The sequence below is a fragment of the Bradyrhizobium sp. NBAIM08 genome (assembly GCF_020193935.1).
Taxonomy (GTDB): domain Bacteria; phylum Pseudomonadota; class Alphaproteobacteria; order Rhizobiales; family Xanthobacteraceae; genus Bradyrhizobium; species Bradyrhizobium yuanmingense.
Genome location: NZ_JADYVR010000002.1, coordinates 735,108 through 755,669 on the forward strand (window position 1 = coordinate 735,108; position 20,562 = coordinate 755,669).

General features: G+C 64.7%; 26 protein-coding genes. 6 read left to right on the forward strand and 20 right to left on the reverse strand.

The genetic code is table 11. The annotated features are described in order from the left end of the window. The first annotated feature begins 37 nt into the window (after nt 1-37). Entirely contained in the window at nt 38-796 is a 759-nt protein-coding gene (locus I6F37_RS09705; RefSeq protein ID WP_036001286.1) for a GntR family transcriptional regulator, read from the forward strand. Here I6F37_RS09705 and I6F37_RS09710 read toward each other — a convergent pair. Beyond that, the gene (locus tag I6F37_RS09710) at nt 793-1,209 is read right to left on the reverse strand and encodes a nuclear transport factor 2 family protein (protein ID WP_036001289.1); all 417 of its coding nucleotides are present in this window, start codon (nt 1,207-1,209) and stop codon (nt 793-795) included. The genes I6F37_RS09705 and I6F37_RS09710 overlap by 4 nt on opposite strands. A gap of 152 nt (nt 1,210-1,361) precedes the next feature. Between I6F37_RS09710 and I6F37_RS09715 the strand changes: the two genes are divergently transcribed. Further along, on the forward strand, nt 1,362-2,597 hold the full coding sequence (locus tag I6F37_RS09715) for an amidohydrolase family protein (protein ID WP_036001292.1): 1,236 nt from the start codon (nt 1,362-1,364) through the stop codon (nt 2,595-2,597). 265 nt (nt 2,598-2,862) lie between these two features. After that, complete coding sequence (locus I6F37_RS09720) at nt 2,863-3,117, forward strand: hypothetical protein (protein WP_368736750.1); 255 nt, start codon at nt 2,863-2,865, stop codon at nt 3,115-3,117. On the opposite strand, the gene I6F37_RS09725 is transcribed toward I6F37_RS09720, so the two are convergent. The 6 genes from I6F37_RS09725 to I6F37_RS09750 form a co-directional block, all read right to left on the reverse strand. Further along, nucleotides 3,118-4,041 (reverse strand): NAD(P)-dependent oxidoreductase, encoded by a 924-nt coding sequence (locus I6F37_RS09725; RefSeq protein WP_036001295.1) that lies wholly within the window; start codon nt 4,039-4,041, stop codon nt 3,118-3,120. Further along, entirely contained in the window at nt 4,041-4,919 is an 879-nt protein-coding gene (locus I6F37_RS09730; protein WP_036001298.1) for a hypothetical protein, read from the reverse strand. The genes I6F37_RS09725 and I6F37_RS09730 overlap by 1 nt, the downstream gene beginning before the upstream one ends. Beyond that, on the reverse strand, nt 4,916-5,629 hold the full coding sequence (locus tag I6F37_RS09735; protein WP_036001301.1) for a PIG-L deacetylase family protein: 714 nt from the start codon (nt 5,627-5,629) through the stop codon (nt 4,916-4,918). The genes I6F37_RS09730 and I6F37_RS09735 overlap by 4 nt, the downstream gene beginning before the upstream one ends. Nucleotides 5,630-5,709: 80 nt before the next feature. Next, entirely contained in the window at nt 5,710-6,594 is an 885-nt protein-coding gene (locus I6F37_RS09740; RefSeq protein ID WP_036001411.1) for an amidohydrolase, read from the reverse strand. Between the two features lie 31 nt (nt 6,595-6,625). After that, on the reverse strand, nt 6,626-7,336 hold the full coding sequence (locus tag I6F37_RS09745) for a TetR/AcrR family transcriptional regulator (protein WP_036001304.1): 711 nt from the start codon (nt 7,334-7,336) through the stop codon (nt 6,626-6,628). 84 nt (nt 7,337-7,420) lie between these two features. Further along, the gene (locus tag I6F37_RS09750) at nt 7,421-8,563 is read right to left on the reverse strand and encodes a mechanosensitive ion channel family protein (RefSeq protein ID WP_036001308.1); all 1,143 of its coding nucleotides are present in this window, start codon (nt 8,561-8,563) and stop codon (nt 7,421-7,423) included. A 126-nt stretch (nt 8,564-8,689) separates the two neighbouring features. Here I6F37_RS09750 and I6F37_RS09755 point away from each other — a divergent pair, with 126 nt between their 5' ends. Continuing rightward, nucleotides 8,690-9,940, forward strand: a complete 1,251-nt coding sequence (locus I6F37_RS09755) for a DUF763 domain-containing protein (RefSeq protein WP_036001313.1) — start codon at nt 8,690-8,692, stop codon at nt 9,938-9,940. A gap of 35 nt (nt 9,941-9,975) precedes the next feature. Here the strand turns inward: I6F37_RS09755 and I6F37_RS09760 are convergent, their stop codons facing one another. From I6F37_RS09760 to I6F37_RS09795, 8 genes are all read right to left on the reverse strand, one after another. After that, nucleotides 9,976-10,218: a hypothetical protein gene (locus I6F37_RS09760; protein WP_036001316.1), complete on the reverse strand. Its 243-nt coding sequence runs from the start codon at nt 10,216-10,218 to the stop codon at nt 9,976-9,978. A 24-nt stretch (nt 10,219-10,242) separates the two neighbouring features. Then, nucleotides 10,243-10,506 (reverse strand): hypothetical protein, encoded by a 264-nt coding sequence (locus I6F37_RS09765; protein WP_036001319.1) that lies wholly within the window; start codon nt 10,504-10,506, stop codon nt 10,243-10,245. Between the two features lie 15 nt (nt 10,507-10,521). Continuing rightward, nucleotides 10,522-10,749 (reverse strand): hypothetical protein, encoded by a 228-nt coding sequence (locus I6F37_RS09770; RefSeq protein ID WP_036001323.1) that lies wholly within the window; start codon nt 10,747-10,749, stop codon nt 10,522-10,524. A gap of 1 nt (nt 10,750) precedes the next feature. Beyond that, on the reverse strand, nt 10,751-10,951 hold the full coding sequence (locus tag I6F37_RS09775; RefSeq protein WP_036001325.1) for a hypothetical protein: 201 nt from the start codon (nt 10,949-10,951) through the stop codon (nt 10,751-10,753). Nucleotides 10,952-10,965: 14 nt separating this feature from the next. Then, on the reverse strand, nt 10,966-11,151 hold the full coding sequence (locus tag I6F37_RS09780) for a hypothetical protein (RefSeq protein ID WP_036001413.1): 186 nt from the start codon (nt 11,149-11,151) through the stop codon (nt 10,966-10,968). Nucleotides 11,152-11,299: 148 nt separating this feature from the next. Beyond that, nucleotides 11,300-12,571 (reverse strand): cytochrome P450, encoded by a 1,272-nt coding sequence (locus I6F37_RS09785; RefSeq protein WP_036001328.1) that lies wholly within the window; start codon nt 12,569-12,571, stop codon nt 11,300-11,302. 101 nt (nt 12,572-12,672) lie between these two features. Continuing rightward, the gene (locus I6F37_RS09790) at nt 12,673-12,996 is read right to left on the reverse strand and encodes a hypothetical protein (protein ID WP_036001330.1); all 324 of its coding nucleotides are present in this window, start codon (nt 12,994-12,996) and stop codon (nt 12,673-12,675) included. 190 nt (nt 12,997-13,186) lie between these two features. After that, nucleotides 13,187-13,960, reverse strand: coding sequence for a ferredoxin--NADP reductase (locus I6F37_RS09795; protein ID WP_036001332.1), 774 nt, complete (start codon nt 13,958-13,960; stop codon nt 13,187-13,189). 157 nt (nt 13,961-14,117) lie between these two features. On the opposite strand from I6F37_RS09795, the gene I6F37_RS09800 reads away from it, so the two are divergent. Continuing rightward, complete coding sequence (locus tag I6F37_RS09800) at nt 14,118-15,314, forward strand: amidohydrolase family protein (protein ID WP_036001335.1); 1,197 nt, start codon at nt 14,118-14,120, stop codon at nt 15,312-15,314. Nucleotides 15,315-15,438: 124 nt separating this feature from the next. After that, nucleotides 15,439-16,140, forward strand: a complete 702-nt coding sequence (locus tag I6F37_RS09805; protein ID WP_036001338.1) for a hypothetical protein — start codon at nt 15,439-15,441, stop codon at nt 16,138-16,140. Between the two features lie 4 nt (nt 16,141-16,144). On the opposite strand, the gene I6F37_RS09810 is transcribed toward I6F37_RS09805, so the two are convergent. The 5 genes from I6F37_RS09810 to I6F37_RS09830 all read right to left on the reverse strand — a co-directional run bounded on the left by I6F37_RS09810 (nt 16,145) and on the right by I6F37_RS09830 (nt 20,555). Further along, nucleotides 16,145-16,534, reverse strand: a complete 390-nt coding sequence (locus tag I6F37_RS09810) for a hypothetical protein (RefSeq protein WP_036001342.1) — start codon at nt 16,532-16,534, stop codon at nt 16,145-16,147. 162 nt (nt 16,535-16,696) lie between these two features. Continuing rightward, on the reverse strand, nt 16,697-17,152 hold the full coding sequence (locus I6F37_RS09815) for a MarR family winged helix-turn-helix transcriptional regulator (protein WP_036001344.1): 456 nt from the start codon (nt 17,150-17,152) through the stop codon (nt 16,697-16,699). A gap of 24 nt (nt 17,153-17,176) precedes the next feature. After that, nucleotides 17,177-17,881: an ABC transporter ATP-binding protein gene (locus tag I6F37_RS09820; RefSeq protein WP_057028850.1), complete on the reverse strand. Its 705-nt coding sequence runs from the start codon at nt 17,879-17,881 to the stop codon at nt 17,177-17,179. Beyond that, on the reverse strand, nt 17,878-18,669 hold the full coding sequence (locus I6F37_RS09825; protein WP_036001349.1) for an ABC transporter ATP-binding protein: 792 nt from the start codon (nt 18,667-18,669) through the stop codon (nt 17,878-17,880). The genes I6F37_RS09820 and I6F37_RS09825 overlap by 4 nt, the downstream gene beginning before the upstream one ends. Next, a complete protein-coding gene (locus I6F37_RS09830) occupies nt 18,666-20,555 on the reverse strand; it encodes an ABC transporter permease (RefSeq protein ID WP_057028848.1) in 1,890 nt (629 codons plus the stop codon). The genes I6F37_RS09825 and I6F37_RS09830 overlap by 4 nt, the downstream gene beginning before the upstream one ends. Nucleotides 20,556-20,562 lie beyond the last annotated feature (7 nt).

Below are 20,562 nucleotides of genomic sequence, written 5' to 3' on the forward strand. Positions count from 1 at the left end.
GTGCTAAAGAGAGAGATCACTCCCATGGGATTCGCCGATGGCGGCGCGCGCCAGCAGCAAGACTTCTGAATCGTCGGACAAGGTCAGCGTGATCTGCCGCGCGCTCCGGCGCGCCATCATCGAGCAGGCGCTGGAGCCCGGCGCCAAGCTGCCGGAAGATGCGCTCGGCGAACGTTTCGGCGTCAGCCGCACCATTGCCCGCCATGCCCTCGGCCAACTCGCCGCGGAAGGCCTCGTCGAGCTCCGCCGCAACCGGATCGCCGTGGTGGCGACGCCGAGCTGGCAGGAGGCGCGCGATGCCTTCGACATCCGCATCGAGCTCGAACGCCTCGTCGTGCGCCAGCTCGCGGGCAAGCTGACCAAGGCGCAGATCGCCGAGCTGAACGCCCATGTCGATGCCGAGGATCGCGCCCGCGGCGGCACGGATGCGGTGTCGATCCGACTCGCGACCGAATTCCACATTCTGCTCGCCCATATGACGAACAGCCCGATTCTGGTGCGCTATGTCAGCGAGGTCGCCTATCGCTGCTGCCTGACGCTGTCGCTGTACAGCCGGCCGCATTCCACCGAATGCGCCATCAACGAGCATCGCGCCATCATCGCGGCGCTTGCCAAGGGCGATGCGGCCAAGGTGATGGAATTGATGCATCATCACCTGGATTCGGTGGCCAATCGTGCGCTGGTCGCTCCCACTCCGCAGCGTGGCCGCGATCTGCTCGACATCCTCGCACCCTATGCGGACGAGGTGACGAGCAATCGGGTGATCAAGCTGCCGAAGCTGACTCGACGGAGTTAGGCCTCGATGCCGCGCTGGAGGAGGATGCGCTCGGCGCTGTCGTTCCAGACATCCATCTTCACGATCTGCCCGTCCCTCACGACGAAGCGATCGACATAGCGGTTGCCCTCGAACGGCGTGCCGTCCATCCATTCGCCATAGAGCGTGCCGACGCTGTAGACGACGGTCTCGTCCGGGCCCGGGCAGACGTCGAACCGGTCCATCTTCTTCTTGACCCAGCGATAGCGTTTCGCGTTGAAGCCGGTCGGCCCGCGCGGATGGTCGAACGCGCGCCCGCCGGTGAACGTGATCACCGTGCCCGGCTTCATATAGGCCGCAGCGGCGTCGGGATCCGGTATCATCGAAGCGGTGAGATAGGCTTCGACAATCTCGGCGTCGGTCGTCGGGCTTTCGGCTTTTGCGGCAGTAGACATCGCGGGGTTCTCTCCGGATGCCGCCATCTTACAATCCGGGTGCCTCAAAGTGCATGCACAATTTTTGGACAATCCAGCCCCAGCATTGCACACAATCTGGAGCTGCCCGCCCCCACGGCTTCCGCTAGGCTGCCACGGCTGAATCCAACGCCATGACCGCCCAAGCCACCTTCGACCTGATCTTCCGCAACGCATTGTTGCGCTCTTCCGCCGCACCGGTCGATATCGGGGTGAAGGACGGCCGCATCGCCGCGATCGCGCCAAAGCTGGCCTGCGAGGCCGCCGACGTCGATCTCGGCGGCCTCCTCGCCCTGCCCGGCTTCGTCGACACCCACATCCATCTCGACAAGGCCTGCCTGCTCGGCCGCTGCGGCCACGATCACGGCAGCGTCTCGGAGGCGATCCGCGCCGTCGCCGGGATGAAGAAGGATTTCACAATCGAGGACGTCTACGCGCGCGGCGCCAGAGTGCTCGAACGGGCCATCGTCAACGGCACGACGCGCATGCGGACGCATGTCGAGATCGACCCCCGCATCGGCCTCCGCGGCTACGAGGCGGTCAAGGCGCTGAAGCGCGATTACGCCTGGGCGATCGATCTCGAGCTCTGCGTCTTCCCGCAGGAAGGCCTCACCAACGATCCCGGAGCCGAGGAGCTGCTGATCCAGGCGCTTCGCGAGGGTGGTGAAGCCATCGGCGGCTGCCCCTACATGGACACCGCCCCGAATGCGCACCTCGCGCGCATCTTCGATCTCGCCCAGGAATTCGACATCGACGTCGACCTCCATCTCGATTTCGATCTCGATCCCTCCTGGTGGCATCTCGACGAGGTCTGCCGCCAGACCGAGCGGCGCAGCTACGGCGGACGCGTCGCGATCGGCCATGCCACGAAACTGTCGGCCTTGCCCCCCGAACGGATGAAGGCGGCCACTGCGCAACTGGCAAGGTCAGGCGTTGCGGTCACCGTCCTGCCCGCGACCGATCTCTATCTGATGGGGCGCGAGGCCACGCACAACGCGCCGCGCGGGCTGACCCTCGCCCACAAGCTTGCCGGCGACGGCGTGCTCTGCTCGGTCGCGACCAACAACGTGCTCAATCCCTTCACGCCGTTCGGCGATGCCTCGCTGCTGCGGATGGCGAACTTCTACGCTAACGTCGCGCACGCCTCGGTCCGCGACTTCGACACCTGCCTGGACCTCGTGACCGAGCTGCCGGCCCGGCTGATGAACCTCGCCGACTACGGCATCGAGGTCGGCAATCCCGCCGATCTGATCGTGCTCGATACCAGGGACAGCCGACTCGCGATCGCCGAGCTGCCCGACGTCCTGATGGGCTTCAAGCGCGGCCGGCAGACATTTGCACGGCCGCGGCCGACCCTGTTCAAGAGCTGAGCGCGTTTCGCGGCCGATATTTCGGGCATCGCGCGCACGACCTGATCGGCCGCGGGGCCACGGCAGTTCGATTTTACCGCCGGTCCGCGCCTACCCGAGTTCGGTAGAATCCCGGACCGTAGCTCAACGCATTGCGAGGCAGGCCGCGCCGCCGTAACTACGACGTGCACTGACAATCTGCGTTCAGTGGGGAAGTATGAGTCTGTTCAGCGCATTCAGCAGCATCGATGATTCCGTCCACGCCCGAACGCCGACCGATACGGCGGTGAAGCGGCTGGACGGCATCGGCCACGTTCTCTCGGGTCTCGATATCTCGGCCATCCAGACGCAGGCCGACGTGAACCGTACGCTCTGGACGCTCGATGCCGCCAGCAAGTGCGTTCGCGCCGTGCTGGCGGAGTTCCGCACCCAGCCGGCCACCGAGCAGCTCGTCCGTAAATCCCGCAATCTGATCGACCTCATCGAACGCGCGCGTGACCAGGTCGGGAGCTTCGAATCCCGCGACCCGGTCCTGAGCTGACTATTTCGTCCGATTGATCTTCGCCAGGATCCGGTCCGCCTCGGTGCGCCAGTCCGCACTGCGGGCGAATTCGCTGCTGCCCCTCAACCCGAACAGCCCCTCATCGGCGAGATCAGCCATCCAGGCCTGCCGCTCGGCCGTGCCTTGCGCCGACCATGGCGTCAGCCCCGCCTCGCGCACGGTCTCGGCGACCTCGCGCACCTCCTCGGCCCGGCGGCGGCCGTGCTCGATCACGCGCTGGAAGCAATAGGCGCCCAGCTCCTCCCAGTCGATCCCGGGGAACGTTTCCGCAAGCGAAGGCAGCACCGCATCCTCGACGCCATAGGCACGCGCCGTCGTGAAGCTCTCGATGACCATGGCCTCCAGGCCCTTGATCATGATGCTGCGGCACATTTTGACGGCCGAGGACACGCCGAGCTTGTCACTGGCAACCTTGGCCGCGAAACCGATCGTATTCAGAAGCGGCTCGAGCTCCCTCGCGCCGGGTCCGCCGAGCAGCAAAGGCACCTTGATGCGATAAGGCGGCACCGAGGTCATCACCGCGCCCTCGACATAACGCCCGGCGGCACCGTCGATCAGCCCTGCCGCGCGCTGCTTGGCGCCGGGAGAGGCCGAGTTGAAATCGAGAAACCAGGTGCCCTGATTGATCGCTGCCACACAGGCCTTTGCGACCGGCACGGCCTGGCTCGCCGTGACGGCGGAGATGATGAAGTCGGATTTCGCGGTCAGCTCGGCGTGGGACGTTGCAAGAGCGACACCGAATTTCGCCGCATGCTCTTGCAGCGACGCGCCCTGCTCGCCGCCAAGCTTGATGTCGTAGGCTGAGACTCTGATGTCCTGCTGGCGCAAATCCTCGGCCAAAATCCTGCCGACCTCGCCATAGCCGACCAGTCCGATCTGCCAGCGCCTGGGATCACCTGCCATCAGTTCAGTCCTCGTGTCGTCTCGTCAAAGAGCTCATCGACCGTATAGCGGCGCGGGATCAGCGCCTGCTGGAATGCGTAGTCGATGATCAGCTCGAGCGGTTTTCTGTTGGCCTCGATCCCGTACGGAACGAGGTCCGGCGTTGCCGTCGCTCCCGTCTGCGCCTTGTTGCGCTTGAGCAGATCATAGACGCCGGCGACCACGTCGGGGCGCGATTTCGCCAGGCTCTCGGTCACGACCACGAGATGGTTGATCGGGACCACGCCGCGCCGCGAATACCATCTGGAGGCTTCTGCGGCCGGATCGGGAAACAGCGGCTTCAGCTTGGGATCATCGGAGGTCTCGCCGAGGACGGCATCGAGCTCGCCGTCGCGCAGCATCTGCAGGATCTTCTTGTCCTTCGGCGCGCGCTCCGTGGTGTCGACATATTCGGCGACATGCGGATCCTCGAAGGTGATCCAACGAATCCTGTCGAGATCGACGCCGTAGTCGTTGGCGAGGATGCCCCTGATCCAGGCGCCCGTCGTGGTCGTGAAGGAGCGGATACCGACGCGCTTGCCCTCGAGATCGGACGGCCCGAGCGTCCCACGCGCAGGATTATAGAGAGCGTAAGAATGCTGGAAGCGGCCGAGCATGGTCGCCGGCAGCAGCACCAGCGGCTTGCCGTGCGCTTTCGCCATCAAATAGGTGACGATCGCGATCTCGCAGACGTCAAAGGCCTGCTCGCGCACCATAGGCTTGAACGCCGTGTTGGTCGGCGTGTATTCGATAAAATCGAGATCGAACAGGTCGGAACGGAGCGCCCCGCTCTTCACCGCCTGCACATGGTGGTGACTGCCGAGTACGGCTTTCAGCTTGATTGTGCGGACCGGCTTCATGCCAGCTCGACCGCAACCGTCGGGAACAGGCGCTGATAGGCCTCGCCATAGGTCATGGGAACACCGGTGTTGCGGCTGCCCTGGATGCCGCGGTTGAGCGCGACGCGCTCGTAATAGCCCCAGAGATGTTTTTGCGCGGCGAGAATCTGGAACGCCTCGTACTTCTCCTTCCAGACCTCGTCGATCTTGAGAATGGTGTCGGGCTTGTAGTTACACTGCTCGGGCTGGTGCGGCTCGAACAGGAACACCGGCGGCGCCGAATATTTGTACGGCGCGCCGGGCTTGTGGCCCATGGCCTGCGCGATCACACGCGTCTCCTGCGCGAAATGCGCGGCGTTCGGATGGTCGAAATTATAGGGGTCTTCCAGCGCATGCGTCAGGACGAAGCTCGGATTGAGCTCGCGGTAGATGTCCACCATACGATCGAAATGCGCCTCGGTGAGCTTCAGCGGATAGTCACCGCAATCGAAGAACTCGATTTCGGCGCCCAGTAGCCGGGCTGCCCGCTCCGCTTCGTCCTTGCGGCCGGCCTTGACCGATTCCAGCGTCGCGCCCTGCTCCTTCCAGGCGAACTGGCTCTCGCCGCGCTCGCCGAAGGACAGGCACACGATCTTCACGCGATAACCTTTCTTCGCATGCAGCGCTATGGCGCCGCTGGCGCGCCAGACGAAATCGCCGGGATGGGCTGTGACGACGAGGCCTGTTTTCATGGGCTACTCCTTTTCCTTGGTATGCATCCGCCGGCGCCCGCAACGCATGTCCGCGCAGCGTGCCGGTCGCGATGACGTCGTCACGCCTCGAACCCGAACAGGCGCGCGGGATTGTCGACCAAAATCTTCGTCTGCACCGCCGGCTCCGGCGCGAACAGCGGAATCAGATCGACGAGATCGCCGTCATTCGGCATCACCTTGACGTTGGGATGCGGCCAGTCCGTACCCCAGATGACGCGATCCGGCGCGGTCTCGACGATCTTTCGCGCGAACGGCACCGCATCGGTGAACGGCGGACCGATAGAGGACACCCGCTCCGAGCCGCAGATCTTCACCCAGCACTTGTCATCGCGCTGCATCAGCTCGATCAGGATCTTGAAAGGCGACTGGTCGAGCCCGTCCCCCGCCTTCACCCGGCCCATATGGTCGATGGTGTAGGTCAGCGGCAGCCTCGTCAGCATGTCGGCGTATTCGGGCAGATCGATCGCATCGAAATGCAGGTCGACGTGCCAGCCGAGCGGCGTGACCATCGCGACGATGCGGTCAAACACGCGCCTGTCGGGAACGCCGCCGAGATGGCGGACGAAATTGAAGCGGCAGCCGCGAAAACCGCCCTCGTGCAGGACGCGCAGGTCGCGCTCGGTGATGGTGCCATCGATATTGGCGACGGCGCGGTAGGCGCCATTGCTCTCAGCGATCGCATCGAGCGCCACCCTGTTGTCGGTGCCGTGCACGCTGGCATTGACGATGACGGCGCGCTCCACGCCGAGCTTGGCATGCAGCGCGCGAAAATCCTCCAGCGGCGCATCCGGCGGCGTGTAGGAACGCTCCCGCGCGTAAGGGTATTTCGCGCCGGGCCCGAAGATGTGGCAATGCGCGTCACACGACAGCTTCGGCAGCCTGAACTTCGGCGCGCGCGTATCAGGATCGGGCGGCGGAATGGTCGGCGTGTACATCATCGTCATGAGGTGAACCGCCGAGGCGAGATTTCTTGCTTCACGCCTTGCCGGCGACGACGGGCCGCCGCCGCGCCGGCGCGGCCTCATCCAGCGCCGGCGCCTGGAAGGCGGCGACGGTGGCCTGCACCAATTGTTCGATGGCGCAAGCGGCATCGCTGCCGTCGGCCTCGCCGCGCGACAGGCGCGACACGCGCTCCGGCGTCACCAGCGAATAATAGAGTGCGCCCAGCAGGAAATGGCTGCGCCAGACGATGTCCGTGCGCGGAATGTGCGGCAGGCTCTCGTGGACCGCGTCGATGAAGGCGTGGCTGGTGTCGTCGAAGGTCTGCGCGATGATCTTTCGCGCGACCTCGTTGCCTTCCGCCGACATCACCGCGCGCAGCCGCGTGAAGCGCGCCCCGCCACCGGCGAGATCGCTGCCCGAGGTGAAGGCCGGCACCACATAGGCGCGAACGATCGCCTCCAGCCGGTCCTGGAGATCGCGCACGCGCTTTGCGGCCGCGAGCAGCTCGGAACGGCGCAGATTCATCGGTCCGCAATGGCGCCGGTAGATCTCCAGCAGCAAACCGTCCTTGGTCTTGAAATGATAGGTCACGCTGCCCGGATTTGCCCCGGCAGCTTGCGCAATGTCGCGCACCGATACGGCATTGAAGCCGTTGGTGGCGAACAGCTCCTCCGCGGCGGCGAGGATCGCCTCGCGCATGTTCGGCTTGCGGGCCGCTTCCTTGCTGGTGGGCTTGCGTACCATGAGATTTGTACTATCGTACAAAAGATCAGGTCTCGTCAACAAGAACGTGGCAATGGCGGGACGACGCAGGCGCGTAAGCGCCGTTCAGTGACTGGCGCTCGCCCGCATCTTTTCCGGCGGTGCGGGACGCAGTCCGAGATCGCCCTCTCCGTCTCCCGACGGGATCAGGATGGCGCGGTCGCGCGGCAGCGCCTCCGGCATCTCGTCGCGGATGAAGGCGATGAGCTTCTCCCTGATCTCGCAGCGCAGGTCCCACGACTGCGGTGCGTTCCTGGCACTGACCAGCGCCCGAAGCTCGATGGTGCGCGAATCGGCATCGATCACCTGGAGATTCACCACCTCCCCGTCCCACAGCTTCGACTGCTTCACCGCCTCCTCCAGCCAGCGTCGGATGCGCGGGACGTCGGCGCGATAGTCGACATGCAGCGCGACGACGCCGATGAGGGATGCGGTGTCGCGCGTCCAGTTCTGGAACGGCTTTTCGATGAAGTAGGACAGCGGCACCACCATGCGGCGCCAATCCCACAGCCGGATCACGACATAGGTCGAGGCGATGTCCTCGATCCAGCCCCATTCGTTCTCGATGATCACGGCATCCTCGATGCGGATCGGCTGTGTGATCGCGATCTGCAGGCCGGCGATCAGATTGCTCAGCAGCGGGCGCGCGGCAAGGCCGACGATGATGCCGGCAGCACCGGCGGAGGCGAACAGGCTGACTCCGTATTGCTTCACGGAGTCGAACGTCATCAGCGCGGCGGAGACCGTGATGATGACGATGATGGTGTCTGTGACGCGCTTGAACACGCGCACCTGCGTGACGTGCTTGCGCGCGACGAAATTCTCGGTGACATCGCGAAAGTTCTGCAAGTAGCGCGCCGCGCTCATGTCGACGATCCGGATCGAGATCCAGCCGATCAGCGCGATGAAGGCCACGACGAACAGCCGCGTCAGGGGAGTGCGGATCGTATCGTCGAGCGGCGCCAGCGGCAGCACCATTGCGACGGCGGCAAGGCAAAGTGCCATTTGCGCGGGGCCTGCCGTGCGCTCGATGAACACGCTCAAGAGCGGAAGCCGCGTTCCGAAAGCGCGGTTGAGCAGCCATGTGGCAACCCGGTAGACGAGCAGGGCAAGAAGGATCGCGCCGGCAACCAGGGTGAGGCCGATGAACCATGACGGTATCCAGCCGAACATCCTGTCGATATCGGCCGTCAGAGCCTGCCAATCCATGGATCGTCCCCATCATTGCATTCACGCAACCCGCACAACGCATCCCGGCCGGCTTCGCTCCCCCGCCCCGTGCAATGCAGCATCCCGCAGGTGCAACCGTCGCTGAGCTGCGCTAGGCTTGTCGCCATGACTCGACGAACCGGCAGCGCCGATCTTCCTCTTCACACCGGACGGGTTCCGCCCTGGCTGGCAAGTCGCATGTCCTCGCTCGGGGCGATCGTCACCCAGGCGATCGTGCATCATTACGGCCGCGACGCATTTCTACAGCGCCTGTCGCATCCATTCTGGTTCCAGTCGTTTGGCGCCGTGATGGGAATGGACTGGCACTCCTCCGGCATCACCACCTCCGTGATCGGCGCGCTGAAGCGCGGGCTCGGACCGCTCCAGGACGAGCTCGGGATTTACGTCTGTGGCGGTCGCGGTCAGCATTCGCGCAAGACGCCGGACGAGCTGTTGCAGCTCGGCGACCGCGTCGGATTCGACGGCGTCAAGCTGACCCGGGCCAGCCGTCTGGTCGCCAAGGTCGACAGCGCCGCGGTCCAGGACGGCTTTGACCTTTACCTGCACGGCTTCTTCGTCACCACTGAGGGCAAATGGACGGTGGTGCAGCAGGGCATGAACGGCGACAAGCGGCAGGCGCGGCGCTATCACTGGCACTCCGAGGCACTGAAGAGCTTTGTCGATACACCGCACAGCGCAATCGACGGGCCGCAGCAGGGGGAGATCGTCAATCTCACCGATCATCGCGCCGATCTATCTCGGACGGCACAGCTCGAGCTGCTCTCCGACCTCGGTCCGGATCGCATCGTCTCCGAATTCGAGCGGCTCACGGGGACCCCGTCCACGCCGGCGCAAGGCATGCTGCCGCATCTGATCATGCCTGCGCATCATGATGTGCGGCCGAAGGACGTGTTCGCGCGCCGCCTGCACGGCACGCTCGCCGCCGCAGCCGAGCGCGGCCCGGTCGATTTCCCGGAGCTGCTGCTGACGCCGGGCGTCGGCGCGCGCACGGTGCGCTCGCTAGCCATGGTCGCTGAGGTCGTGCACGGCGCGCCCTATCGCTTCACCGACCCCGCCCGTTTCTCGCTCGCCCATGGCGGCAAGGACCGGCATCCCTACCCCGTTCCGATCAAGGTCTATGACGAGACCATCCGGGTGCTGAAGGGCGCGATCCGAAACGCGAAGCTCGGACGCGACGAGGAGATGCAGGCGATCAAACGCCTCGACGACCAGGCACGGCGGTTGGAGAGGACCGCGCGCGGGCCTTCGGTCGAGGCTTTCATCGCCGGTGAACGAGCGGCCTCACCGGATCTCGACGGCCGCTCGGTGTTCGGCTGGGAGCGCGACCTTGCGCCCACAAAAAAGCGGACCGGCTGAACACCGGTCCGCAAGTCGGCGGAAGGAACGCCCTCTCAGGTCTCGTCGGCCTCCGGCTTCTCATCGAGCCGGTTTGCTGCGTGGTCCTGATATTGTTCGGTCTGGATGGACTTGCCGTCCATGCCGCGAATGTCCGAATGCTGTTTCTTGTCTCGGTTGGACAGGACCATGTTGTCGCCGATCATCTCCTTCGGCACGTCGGTCAATGCGCCGGTGCCGTCGCCCTTGCCATGCATGCCCGATCTAAAGTGCGTCTTGCTGCCATGCCCACCAGGCATCAGTCTCTCCTCTCTTCGGATGATTTAGTGCTTCTGTTGTGCCGTCGTCGGTTTGGGCGGCTTGTGGCCGCTCTGGCCGGGATCGTTGTGCTTGTTGTGATCGCTCTCCTGGTTGAGACCGCCGCGGCTCACTGGAAACTCGCTGTGACGAGCTTCGGGGTTCGCACGATGGACGCGCGTGTCTTGCGGGTTATGACCGGCGGCCTGCTCGAGTTCTCGCGCATCCGGAACATCTGGCTTCCGCTCGAGGATGCGCACTTGCTGTTCGTGAGTCTTCTTGCCCTGCATTGTGGGCCTCCAATCTTACCGGCCTCTTCGGGGCGAACCGCTCCGCGCGACATCCTTGTCGATACCGCCACCGGCGTTCACGTCGTTTTCGACGTCGCCTTCGATCGTGTTCTCGCCCAAGACGTCCTCGAGGTCGTCAGGCGAAACGCCTGCCCTGTTCACGCCCTTGGATCCGCCGATCAGGGGGTTGTCATGCAGGTCCTTCTCGGTCGGCGCGTACAGCTTGGGTTGCTTGTTGGCCATGTCACCTGCCTCCGCCCTTTCCGGCCTCGTCGTGCGTGTGATGGGAATCGCGCTCGCCACCGCCGCCGGAAACCCGGCTGTGGCTGCGCTGCGGATCGTCCGCCGGCGGCTTCTTCACCTGAAGCGGTGCCTTCGCGTTCTCATGCGAGGCGCCGGGTCCGCCCTGTCGAATGCTGTTCGGTGTCTTCGTGGATGTCGACATGAATGTCGTCCTCCTCAGCGATCTTGCTGATAGCCTTGGTTGGTCGTGTTCTGCTTGATGTTGCCCTGCTGTCCCTGCTGATCTGGATTCTGTACACGCTCCTGACCGTGCGGCATCTGATCGGCGGACATCTGCTTGCGATCGCCGGTTCCCTTGCGGCTCTGATTGTCCGGTGGAACAGGTGGCATCTTGCTGGCCATGATCTGGTCTCCCGTTAAGACGTCGATCTGCGACATGCGCCCCAAGGAACTCCCCTCCGCGTCATGTCGGGATGACAACAGCACGAACGGCACACCGTTCCTGGCCGATCACAACAGGCAAAGATTTTCCGAAAGGGCGCCGCCGACGTCAGTTCGCCGCGGTGAGGGAACGATCGTGCCTCGTTCCGCTGCGTGCAGTCGTCTCTGTTCCGCGGCCCTCTGCCGTGACGGGAAGCTTCGCGATCGCGCGCAAGCCCGGCCGCCTGCGCCAGCGGATTTCAGCGGCATCGACGGCAAGACTCAATTTCGGCCAACGCACGAACAGCGCCTCCAGCGCACAGGCCGCCTCGATGCGCGCGAGCTGATGGCCGAGACAGAAGTGGATTCCCGTGCCGAACGAGATATGGCGGTTCGGCTTGCGTTCGAGATCGAGGGTCTCGGGACGATCATGTACCGCGGGATCCATGTTCGCAGCGGCGAGCATCACCATGACGCGATCGCCCTTCTTCAGGCGCACGCCCTCGACCTCGACATCGCGCCGCACGTAGCGCGGCTTGGAGAATTGCACCGGTGAGACGAAGCGCAGAAACTCCTCGACTGCGAGCCCGACACGGCTCCAATCCTGTTCCAGCCAATCGCGCCGTTCGGGATTCCTGAGCAGCTCGTAGATGGAACCGCTGATGAGATGGGTGGTGGTTTCCGATCCCGCCCCGAGCAACAGAAACACCATCGAGACCATTTCATCCGGCGTGATCTGGCCGCCTTCGCGCTCGACCTGAATCAGCTCGGCAATCAGGCCCTCGCCGCCCTGGACACGCGCGATCTGCAACTGCTGCTCGAGGTAGGCGCGCATCTTGCGCACCGCGAACAGCAGGCGGAAGAAGCTGACGACATTCGTCAGCGAGGATATCGCGTTGGCCCAGGCGATGAACTTTGGACGATCTGCGAGCGGCAGGCCGAGCAGCTCCGAGATCACCGCGAGCGGCAGGATGCGCGCATAGCGCTGGACCAGATCGGCCGGGGATCCTTGCGCGAACAGCTCGTCGGCCAGACCGTCAGCGATGGCCCGGATGCGCGGCTCCATCGCAACGATCGCGCGGCGGCGAAACGCTTCGTCGACGATGCTGCGCAGCCGCGTGTGATCCGGCTCGTCCATCGTCAGCATGTTGTTGGCGATGGTCCTGACGAATCTCGGCATCCACCAGCGCAAGCCCGCGATGTCGCCATCCTCCTTGCGCAACGTGAAGGTCGCGCCGTCCTTCAGGACCTGCGCGGTGGCGTCATGAGTCGTGGTGATCCAGACATTGCCGACGATGGGAAACCGCGTCGCGACCACGGGTGCGGACATGCGCAATTTCGCGATCGCCTTGGGCGGATCGCGAAAGAAGGCCTCGCTGGTGAAATCGAGGCGCGCTGTCATGGGATCACCGGAACGATTGGTGGCGTATCACCGAGATGGTGCGCGGCGCGGCCGGCGCAAGGGCGCGTCTGCTCGTCGGCCGCGGGCGTGGCGAGCCGCGGCTATCCGCGCCCGGAGGAGCGCTGGCCGCTCTTGCGCTGCTGTTGGGTGTAGGCGTCCCAATGGCTCCAGCTGCCATTGCTGAGGCTCTGCAGGTCGGTTGCGAGTGGACGGCGCGTCCGTTTGTCGTGATCGGCGATGGCGCGCTCCGACTGTGCGATCTTGCGCTTGAGTTCCGCGATCGTCTTCTGCGTCTGGCCGTTGCGCTTCGAGGTGGCGATCTCGCCCATCGTGAAGCGCGCGGTCTCCAGCGCCTTCAGCTCGGCGCGGTTCTTCTTCAACTGAACCCGGTGCCAGGCGATGTTGCTGTCGCTGTCCGCAACCATGTGGGAACTCCGCTGATTCGGTCCCCCATAGTATCGTGCGCCGAATCGGCGCCGCAACGCCCCGGCGGTGGCGAAAATGCGATCTTCTCGCGCAGAAATTCCGGATCTGGAGCCCCGCAACGGGACCCTAGATTCTTATTTGGGCGGGTCTTCTTGACGCGAACCGGTATCCACTTCGCTCGAAAACGCTTCAGCGCTCGGCGAAGGCCTTCTCTACCACGAACTGGGCAGGCTCGCCGTGATTGCCCTCGACGAAGCCGCGCTCACCCAGGAGGACGCGGGTGTCCGCCACAAGGGCCGGGCTGCCGCAGATCATGACGCGGTCATGGGCGGCTTCCAGCACCGGCAGGCCGATATCGGCGAACAGCTTGCCTGAGGTGATGAGATCGGTGATGCGGCCGCGATTGCGGAAGGGATCGCGCGTCACGGTCGGATAGTAGATCAGCTGGTTCTGGATGTACTCGCCGAGCAGCTCGTCCTTCGGCAGATGCTCGGTGATCATCTCGCCATAGGCGAGCTCCTTGACGTGCCGACAGCCGTGCAGCAGCACCACCTTCTCGAACCGCTCATAGGTCTCGGGATCCTTGATCACGCTCAGGAACGGCGCAAGACCCGTGCCGGTGCCGATCAGGTAGAGGTTACGTCCCTCTTCCAGATTGTCGATCACCAGTGTGCCGGTGGCCTTGCGGCTGACGATGATCTCGTCGCCTTCCTTCAGATGTTGGAGGCGCGAGGTCAGCGGTCCGTCCGGCACCTTGATCGAGAAGAACTCCAGCGTGTCCTCGTAATTGGCGCTGGCGACGCTGTAGGCCCGCAGCAGCGGCTTCTCGCCGACCCTGAGCCCGATCATGGTGAATTCGCCGTTGCGGAAGCGGAAGGTCGGGGTGCGGGTGGTCTTGAAGGAGAACAGCGTATCGGTCCAGTGGTGGACGCTCAAAACGCTTTCTTGATTGAAATTGCTCATCTCACCTTCCCTGTCGCGTCGATTGCGGTTCCGAGGCCGGCAGCTATGCGTCGTTTGTACACGATCATTCGTATACTAATGAATAATCCGGCTTGATCCCGCGGTCAAGGCTGCCCAAGATCGGAAGCGTTGCAGTTAGGAATAAGGAGCCCCTTCCATGGCGCATGACGCACCCCAGGCCACCGGACCCTCGAAGCTGGTGATCCGCAATATCGGCCTGATCCTGTCCGGCGCTTTGGAAAAGCCGATCCTGGACGGCGACACCATCGTCGCCGAGAACGGCAAGATCAGCGCGATCGGCCGCTTCAAGGAGGTCAATACCGAAGGCGCCACCACCATCGTCGACGCCAACGGCACCACGGTGGCGCCGGGCCTGATCGACAGCCACGTCCACCCTGTCGCCGGCGACTGGACGCCGCGGCAGAACCAGATCAACTGGATCGACAGCTATCTGCACGGCGGCGTCACCACCATGATCTCCGCCGGCGAGGTGCACATGCCTGGCCGACCCCGCGACGTCGTCGGCCTCAAGGCCATGGCCGTGTTCGCCCAGCGCGCATTCTGGACCTTGCGTCCTGGCGGGGTGAAGGTTCACGCCGGCGCGCCGGTGATCGAATGCGAGATGGTGGAAGAAGACTTCAAGGAGATGGCCGCGAACGGCGTCAAGCTGCTCGGCGAGGTCGGCCTCGGCGGCGTCAAGGACGGCCCGACCGCGCGGAAGATGGTCGGCTGGGCGCGCAAATACGGTATCCAGAGCACCATCCACACCGGCGGCCCGTCGATCCCCGGCTCCGGCCTGATCGACAAGGACGTGGTGCTTGAGGCCGACACCGACGTGGTCGGCCACATCAACGGCGGCCACACTGCTCTGCCCGACGACCAGATCCGCTGCATCTGCGAGGGCTGCAAGCGCGGCCTCGAGCTCGTGCACAACGGCAATGAGCGCTCGGCCCTGTTCACGCTGCGCACCGCCCGCGAGATGGGCGACCTGCATCGCGTCATCCTTGGTACCGACGCGCCCGCCGGCTCCGGCGTGCAGCCGCTCGGCATTCTGCGCATGGTCTCGATGCTGTCCTCGCTCGGCGACCTGCCGGCCGAGATCGCATTCTGCCTTGCCACCGGCAACACCGCCCGGATGCGCCAGCTCGACTGCGGCCTGATCGAGGTCGGCCGCTCCGCCGACTTCGTCATCATGGACAAGGCCCAGCACTCGCCGGGCAAGAACATCCTGGAGAGCGTTCAGCTCGGCGATCTCCCCGGCATCGGAATGACCATCATCGACGGCATCGTCCGCACCCAGCGCAGCCGCAACACGCCGCCCGCCGGCAAGGTGCCGGAGGTGGTGGCGAAGTGATGCAGCCGGAGCGGCCCGCCGCTCGCACCGTCCCTCGAAGGCATTGAACAAGTCGCAAGCCTGTTGCGTCTAACGCAGGCAGCCCTCGGCGGCGGCAGTTCATTGTTCGACCATCGAGGCTGACATGAAGGACCCATCACGGATAGCCGTGGGCGTCGCTGGCGCGGTGGCGGGCTATATCGCGATCTTTGTGCTGTTTTCTCTCCTCGATGTCGGCAACCGTGCGGACCCGATCACATCGGGTCTGCTGGGACTGTTCGTCTACTCGCCCACCGGTGCAATCGCCGGCGCGGTCCTCGCCAATTGGCTCGTGACGCGTTCAGGCAAAAATGCAGGGCAGGACGCAGGCGTCGGCGGCGTCGCGCGGAACAGCTTGAAGTCGCTCGGCATCGTCGCCCTGCTCTGCACCGCCGGCCTCGGCGCCTACATTGCGTACGCATACGCGACCGCAACGCCCTGGCTCAACCGCAACGGCGCCAATCCCCTGCTCGTGTTCGAGGTCCGCTTTCCGGCGGGAGTAACGGTGCCAACATCGGCGCAGGACATCACCATCGAACTGCAAACCGACATCAACACCATGCCGGGCGAAGTCAGTCCGGCCGCGTTCTATCGCGATGGCGACCAGGCGGTTATCGCCGGCGAAGTCGAGCTGGCGTTTCGAACCTCGCACCGGCAGCTCGCCATCAACATCCAGGGCCAGCCGAGCCGGATCTATCCGATCGATTTGACGGCCCGCGCGCCGCATACGCCGGAATTCGGAACGTGGCGGCGGCTTGGTGACGGCAGCGAAATCCGCTACCGCGCCAAATGGCCGGGAAAGACGTAAGAGATCAGCGCTTCTTCGCAATCTCACAGCGCACATAGGTCTGGCGCTTGGCCCGCCCAACTGGACCGTTGTCCATCACCAGCCTGCCATCCGCAGCGACGGAGACGCGAGGATTGGAGCGGAATTTTTCGCCCTCGCCTTCGCAGGCCAGCTTCATTTTCCAGCCGAGCCTTCCGTCGGCCGTGATCTGGCTGGCGCGGCACCGCGTCTCATACCAGTACAGGCGATTGCCGCCCTCGATGCTCATGCGGTTGGGACTGTCCTCGTTGCGACAGTCCTTTTTGGTCGAGGCCCAGAAGCCTTCGTAAGGCTGCGCCGCCAAGGCGGGAGCGCATTGGCCGGCGAGCACGGCACCAAGACTCAAGACAACCGCAAAGCGCGTCGCAACTCTCATGACCAAAACCTCGATAAACCCTTCATCAAGGTTAGTCGCCAGTTCCGGCACCTTGTTCAACTGCCGTAGGGTGGTCAAACGGCGCGAAGTGCCGTGCCCACGATTTTTGCGACTCGAGAAAGGATGGCGGGCACGCTTCGCTCTGCCCGCCCTACGAAACCTTCACCTGAGCTTGTTCAGCAGCATCATCAGCGTCTCGCGCTCTTTCGCCTCGAGCGGCGCCAGCGTCTCGCGGGTGATCGCCAGCGCGTTCGGCGCCAGCTTTTCGGCAAGCTGCTGTCCGGCGCGGGTCAGGCTCACCAGCAGGCGGCGGCCGTCCTCGGGATCCTGGCTCGTCTCGGTGAGGCCGCGCGCGGTGAGACGATCGATCACGCCCTTGATGGTCGCGACGTCCATCGCCGTCAGGCGCCCGAGCTGGTTCTGCGAGCACGGCCCGGTCTCGGCCAGTTTCGACAGCGCCGCCCATTGCGTCGGCGTCAGATTGGTGCCGATGTCGCGGGCGAAGATCGAGCTGTGGCGCTGCCAGACCTGGCGCAGGATGAAGCCGACCTGTTCGTCGAGCACGTAAGGCGGTTTCGCCGGTTTGACACTTTTCTTTGCCGCAACGCTTCTCGCCATCCGTTCGCAGCCCTTCCCCTTGCCTCACAACGACAGATGCGCGTCGCGGATATCCGGGCGCGCGTCGAGCTCGGCCATGGTGCCGCCGAAGCAGATGCGGCCGCGCTCGATGATGTAGGCGCGATCCGAAATCAGCCGCGCGAAATGCAGATTTTGCTCGGAGACGACGATGCTGACGCCTTCCTTCTTCATGGTCAGGATGGCATCAACCATCTGCTCCACGATCTTCGGCGACAGGCCCTCCGACGGCTCGTCCAGCAGCACCAGCGAGGGATTGCCCATCAGCGTGCGCGCAATGGTGAGCATCTGCTGCTCGCCGCCGCTCATTCGTCCGCCCGGGCGGTTCTTCATCTCGCCGAGGTTAGGAAACAGCGCGAACAGCTTTTCGCGCGTCCAGTGCGGCGCGTTCGGACGCTTCGGCTGGCGGCCGACTTCGAGGTTTTCCTCGACGGTCAGGTCCGTGAAGATGCGACGCTCCTCCGGCACGTAGCCGAGGCCCTCGCGCACGATCTCGTGCGTCGGTTTCGTCGAGACGTCCTTGCCCTCGAACGTGATGCGGCCGGAGCGCTGCGCGACGAGGCCGACGATCGAGCGGAACGTGGTCGACTTGCCGGCGCCGTTGCGTCCCAGCAGTGCCACCACCTCGCCCTCGCCGACCTCGAAGCCGATGTCGAACAGGATATGCGCCGGACCATAATGGCTGTTGAGGTCTTGCACCGTGAGCTTCATGTGGAGGCTCCCTCGCGGTGCCGGGCATCGTAGACAAGGCCCTCGCCGAGATAGACCGCCTGCACCTGGGGATTGCCGCGCACTTCGGCCGGCGAGCCCTCCGCGATCAACGTCCCGCGGTTGAGCACGAGGATGCGGTCGGCATGCTCGAACACCACGTCCATGTCGTGCTCGGTGAAGAGAACGCCGATGGATTTTTCCCGGGCAATGCGCGCGGTCAGCCGCATCAATTCGACGCGCTCGCGCGGTGCCATTCCGGCCGTCGGCTCGTCCATCAGCAGCAGCTTGGGCTGATTGGCGAGCGCAACCGCAAGCTCGAGCCGCTTGAGATCGCCATAGGCAAGCTCGCCGCAGGGCCGGTCCGCATAGCCGCCCATGCCGACCAGCTCGAGCAGGCGGCCGGCCTCGTCGCGATCGAACTTCGGCGCCGAGCCGAACAGATTGAACAGCTGCTTGCCGTGCGAGATCAGCGCGACCTGCACGTTCTCGCGCACGGTCATGGTGGCGAAGGTCGCGGTGATCTGGAAGGTGCGGCCGACGCCGAGCCGCCAGACCTCACGCGGCTTCCGGCCGGTGATCTCCTCGCCAAGCAGGCGAACGTGGCCGCTATCAGGCATGTTCTGGCCGTTGAGCATGTCGAAGCAGGTGCTTTTTCCGGCGCCGTTCGGCCCGATCAGCGCCAGGATCTCGCCGGCCCGCAGCGAGAACGAGACGCCTCGCACGGCATGGATGCCGCCATAGGATTTGGTCAGGCCTTCGACCGCGAGAAGTGGAGGTGCGACGCTCATTCGGCAGACTCGATCGGCTTGGCGAGCAAAGGTGATCCCGGCGGCGATGCTTTCTTGCGGCGCTGCGCCAGCATCTCCAGCGTGCCGACGATGCCCTTGGGGAAGACGACGACGATCAGCATGATGAAGCCGCCGAGCACGAGCTTCGACAGATCGGTCTGGCTCACCAGCCAGATGTTCAAAGCCTTGTAGACGATGGCGCCGATCACCGCGCCCGAGACCGTCTCGACGCCGCCGAGCAGCACCATGACGAGCGCGTCGACGGAGAGCGAAATGCCGAGATTGTCGGGGAACACGCTACCCTTGAGGTAGGCGAACAAGGCGCCGCCGATGCCGGCGGTCGTGCCGGCGATCACGAAGGCGGTCCACTGGATGCGCTTGGCATCGATGCCGATGGCTTCGCTGCGCAGAACCGAGTCGCGCGTGGCACGAAGCGCGTAGCCGAACGGCGAGAACACCATGGCCCGCAGCGCGACGGTCACCAGCGCCGCGACGCCGAGCGAAAGCCAGTAGAAGCGCGACGGGCTTGCCGCCCAGCTCGACGGCCAGAGGCCGAGAATGCCGTTGTCGCCGCCGGTCACGTCCACCCACTGGAACGCGATCGACCAGACGATCTGCGCGAAGGCGAGCGTCAGCATCGCGAAATAGACGCCGGAGAGCTGCACCGCGAAGAAGCCGAACACGGCCGCGCCCATGCAGCCGAGCAGCGGCCCGAGCAGCAAGCAGACGATCATCGGAAGTCCCGCCATCTTGGCGAGGAAGGCGATGCCATAGGCGCCGAGCCCGAAATAGGCAGCGTGACCGAACGATGCGAGGCCGCCGACCGACATCAGGAAGTGCAGGCTGACGGCGAAGATCACGAAAATCGCGATCTCCGAGCCCACGGTCAGCAGATAGTTGCCGGCGAACAGCGGCAGCATGGCCGCGACGATCAGCGCCGCAAGCGCCATCAGCCGCTCGTTCGAGGTCAGCGGCCGCCAGGGATTGACGGTGAGACCCGGCGTCTTGCGCGCGGCCGCCTCCGGCTTGCCGAACAGGCCCCAGGGACGCACGATCAGCACCACCGCCATGACCAGGAAGACGAGAATGATCGAGATCTTCGGGAAGATCAGGATGCCGAAGGCATTCAGCTCGGAGACCAGCACCGCCGCGACGAAAGCGCCGACGATGCTGCCGAGGCCACCGATCACCACCACGACGAAGACTTCGACGATGATGCGCAGGTCCATGGCGTGGTGCACGGCATCGCGCGGGATCTGGAGCGCGCCGCCGAGCGCTGCCAGGAAGACACCGACAGCGAACACCGACGTGAACAGCCACTTTTGGTTGACGCCGAGCGCGGCCACCATGTCGCGATCCTGCGTCGCCGCGCGCACCAAGACGCCCCAGCGCGTGCGCTGGAACAGCAGCCAGAGAATGCCGAGCACGACGGGACCGAGCACGATCAGGAACAGGTCGTAGCTCGGAATGTTCTGGCCGAAGAAATCGATCGCGCCCCTGAAGCCCGGCGCGCGGCGGCCGACGAGATCGTCGGGCCCCCAGATCAGCACGACGAGATCCTCGACCATCAAGGTCAGGCCGAAGGTCGCGAGCAGCTGGAACAGCTCGGGCGCATGATAGATGCGCCGGAGCAGCACCATCTCGACGATGACGCCGATCAGCGCCACCGCGAACGCGGCCAGGACGATGCCGCCCCAGAAGCCGAACGCGCCGGACAAGCGCTCGGTCAGCGTGAAGGCGATGTAGGCGCCGATCATGTAGAAGGCGCCATGCGCGAAATTCACGATCCGGGTCACGCCGAAGATGATCGACAGGCCCGAGGCCACCAGAAACAGCGACGCTGCGCTGGCGAGACCGGTCAGAAACTGTACGACGTAAAAGGCCATCGGCGGT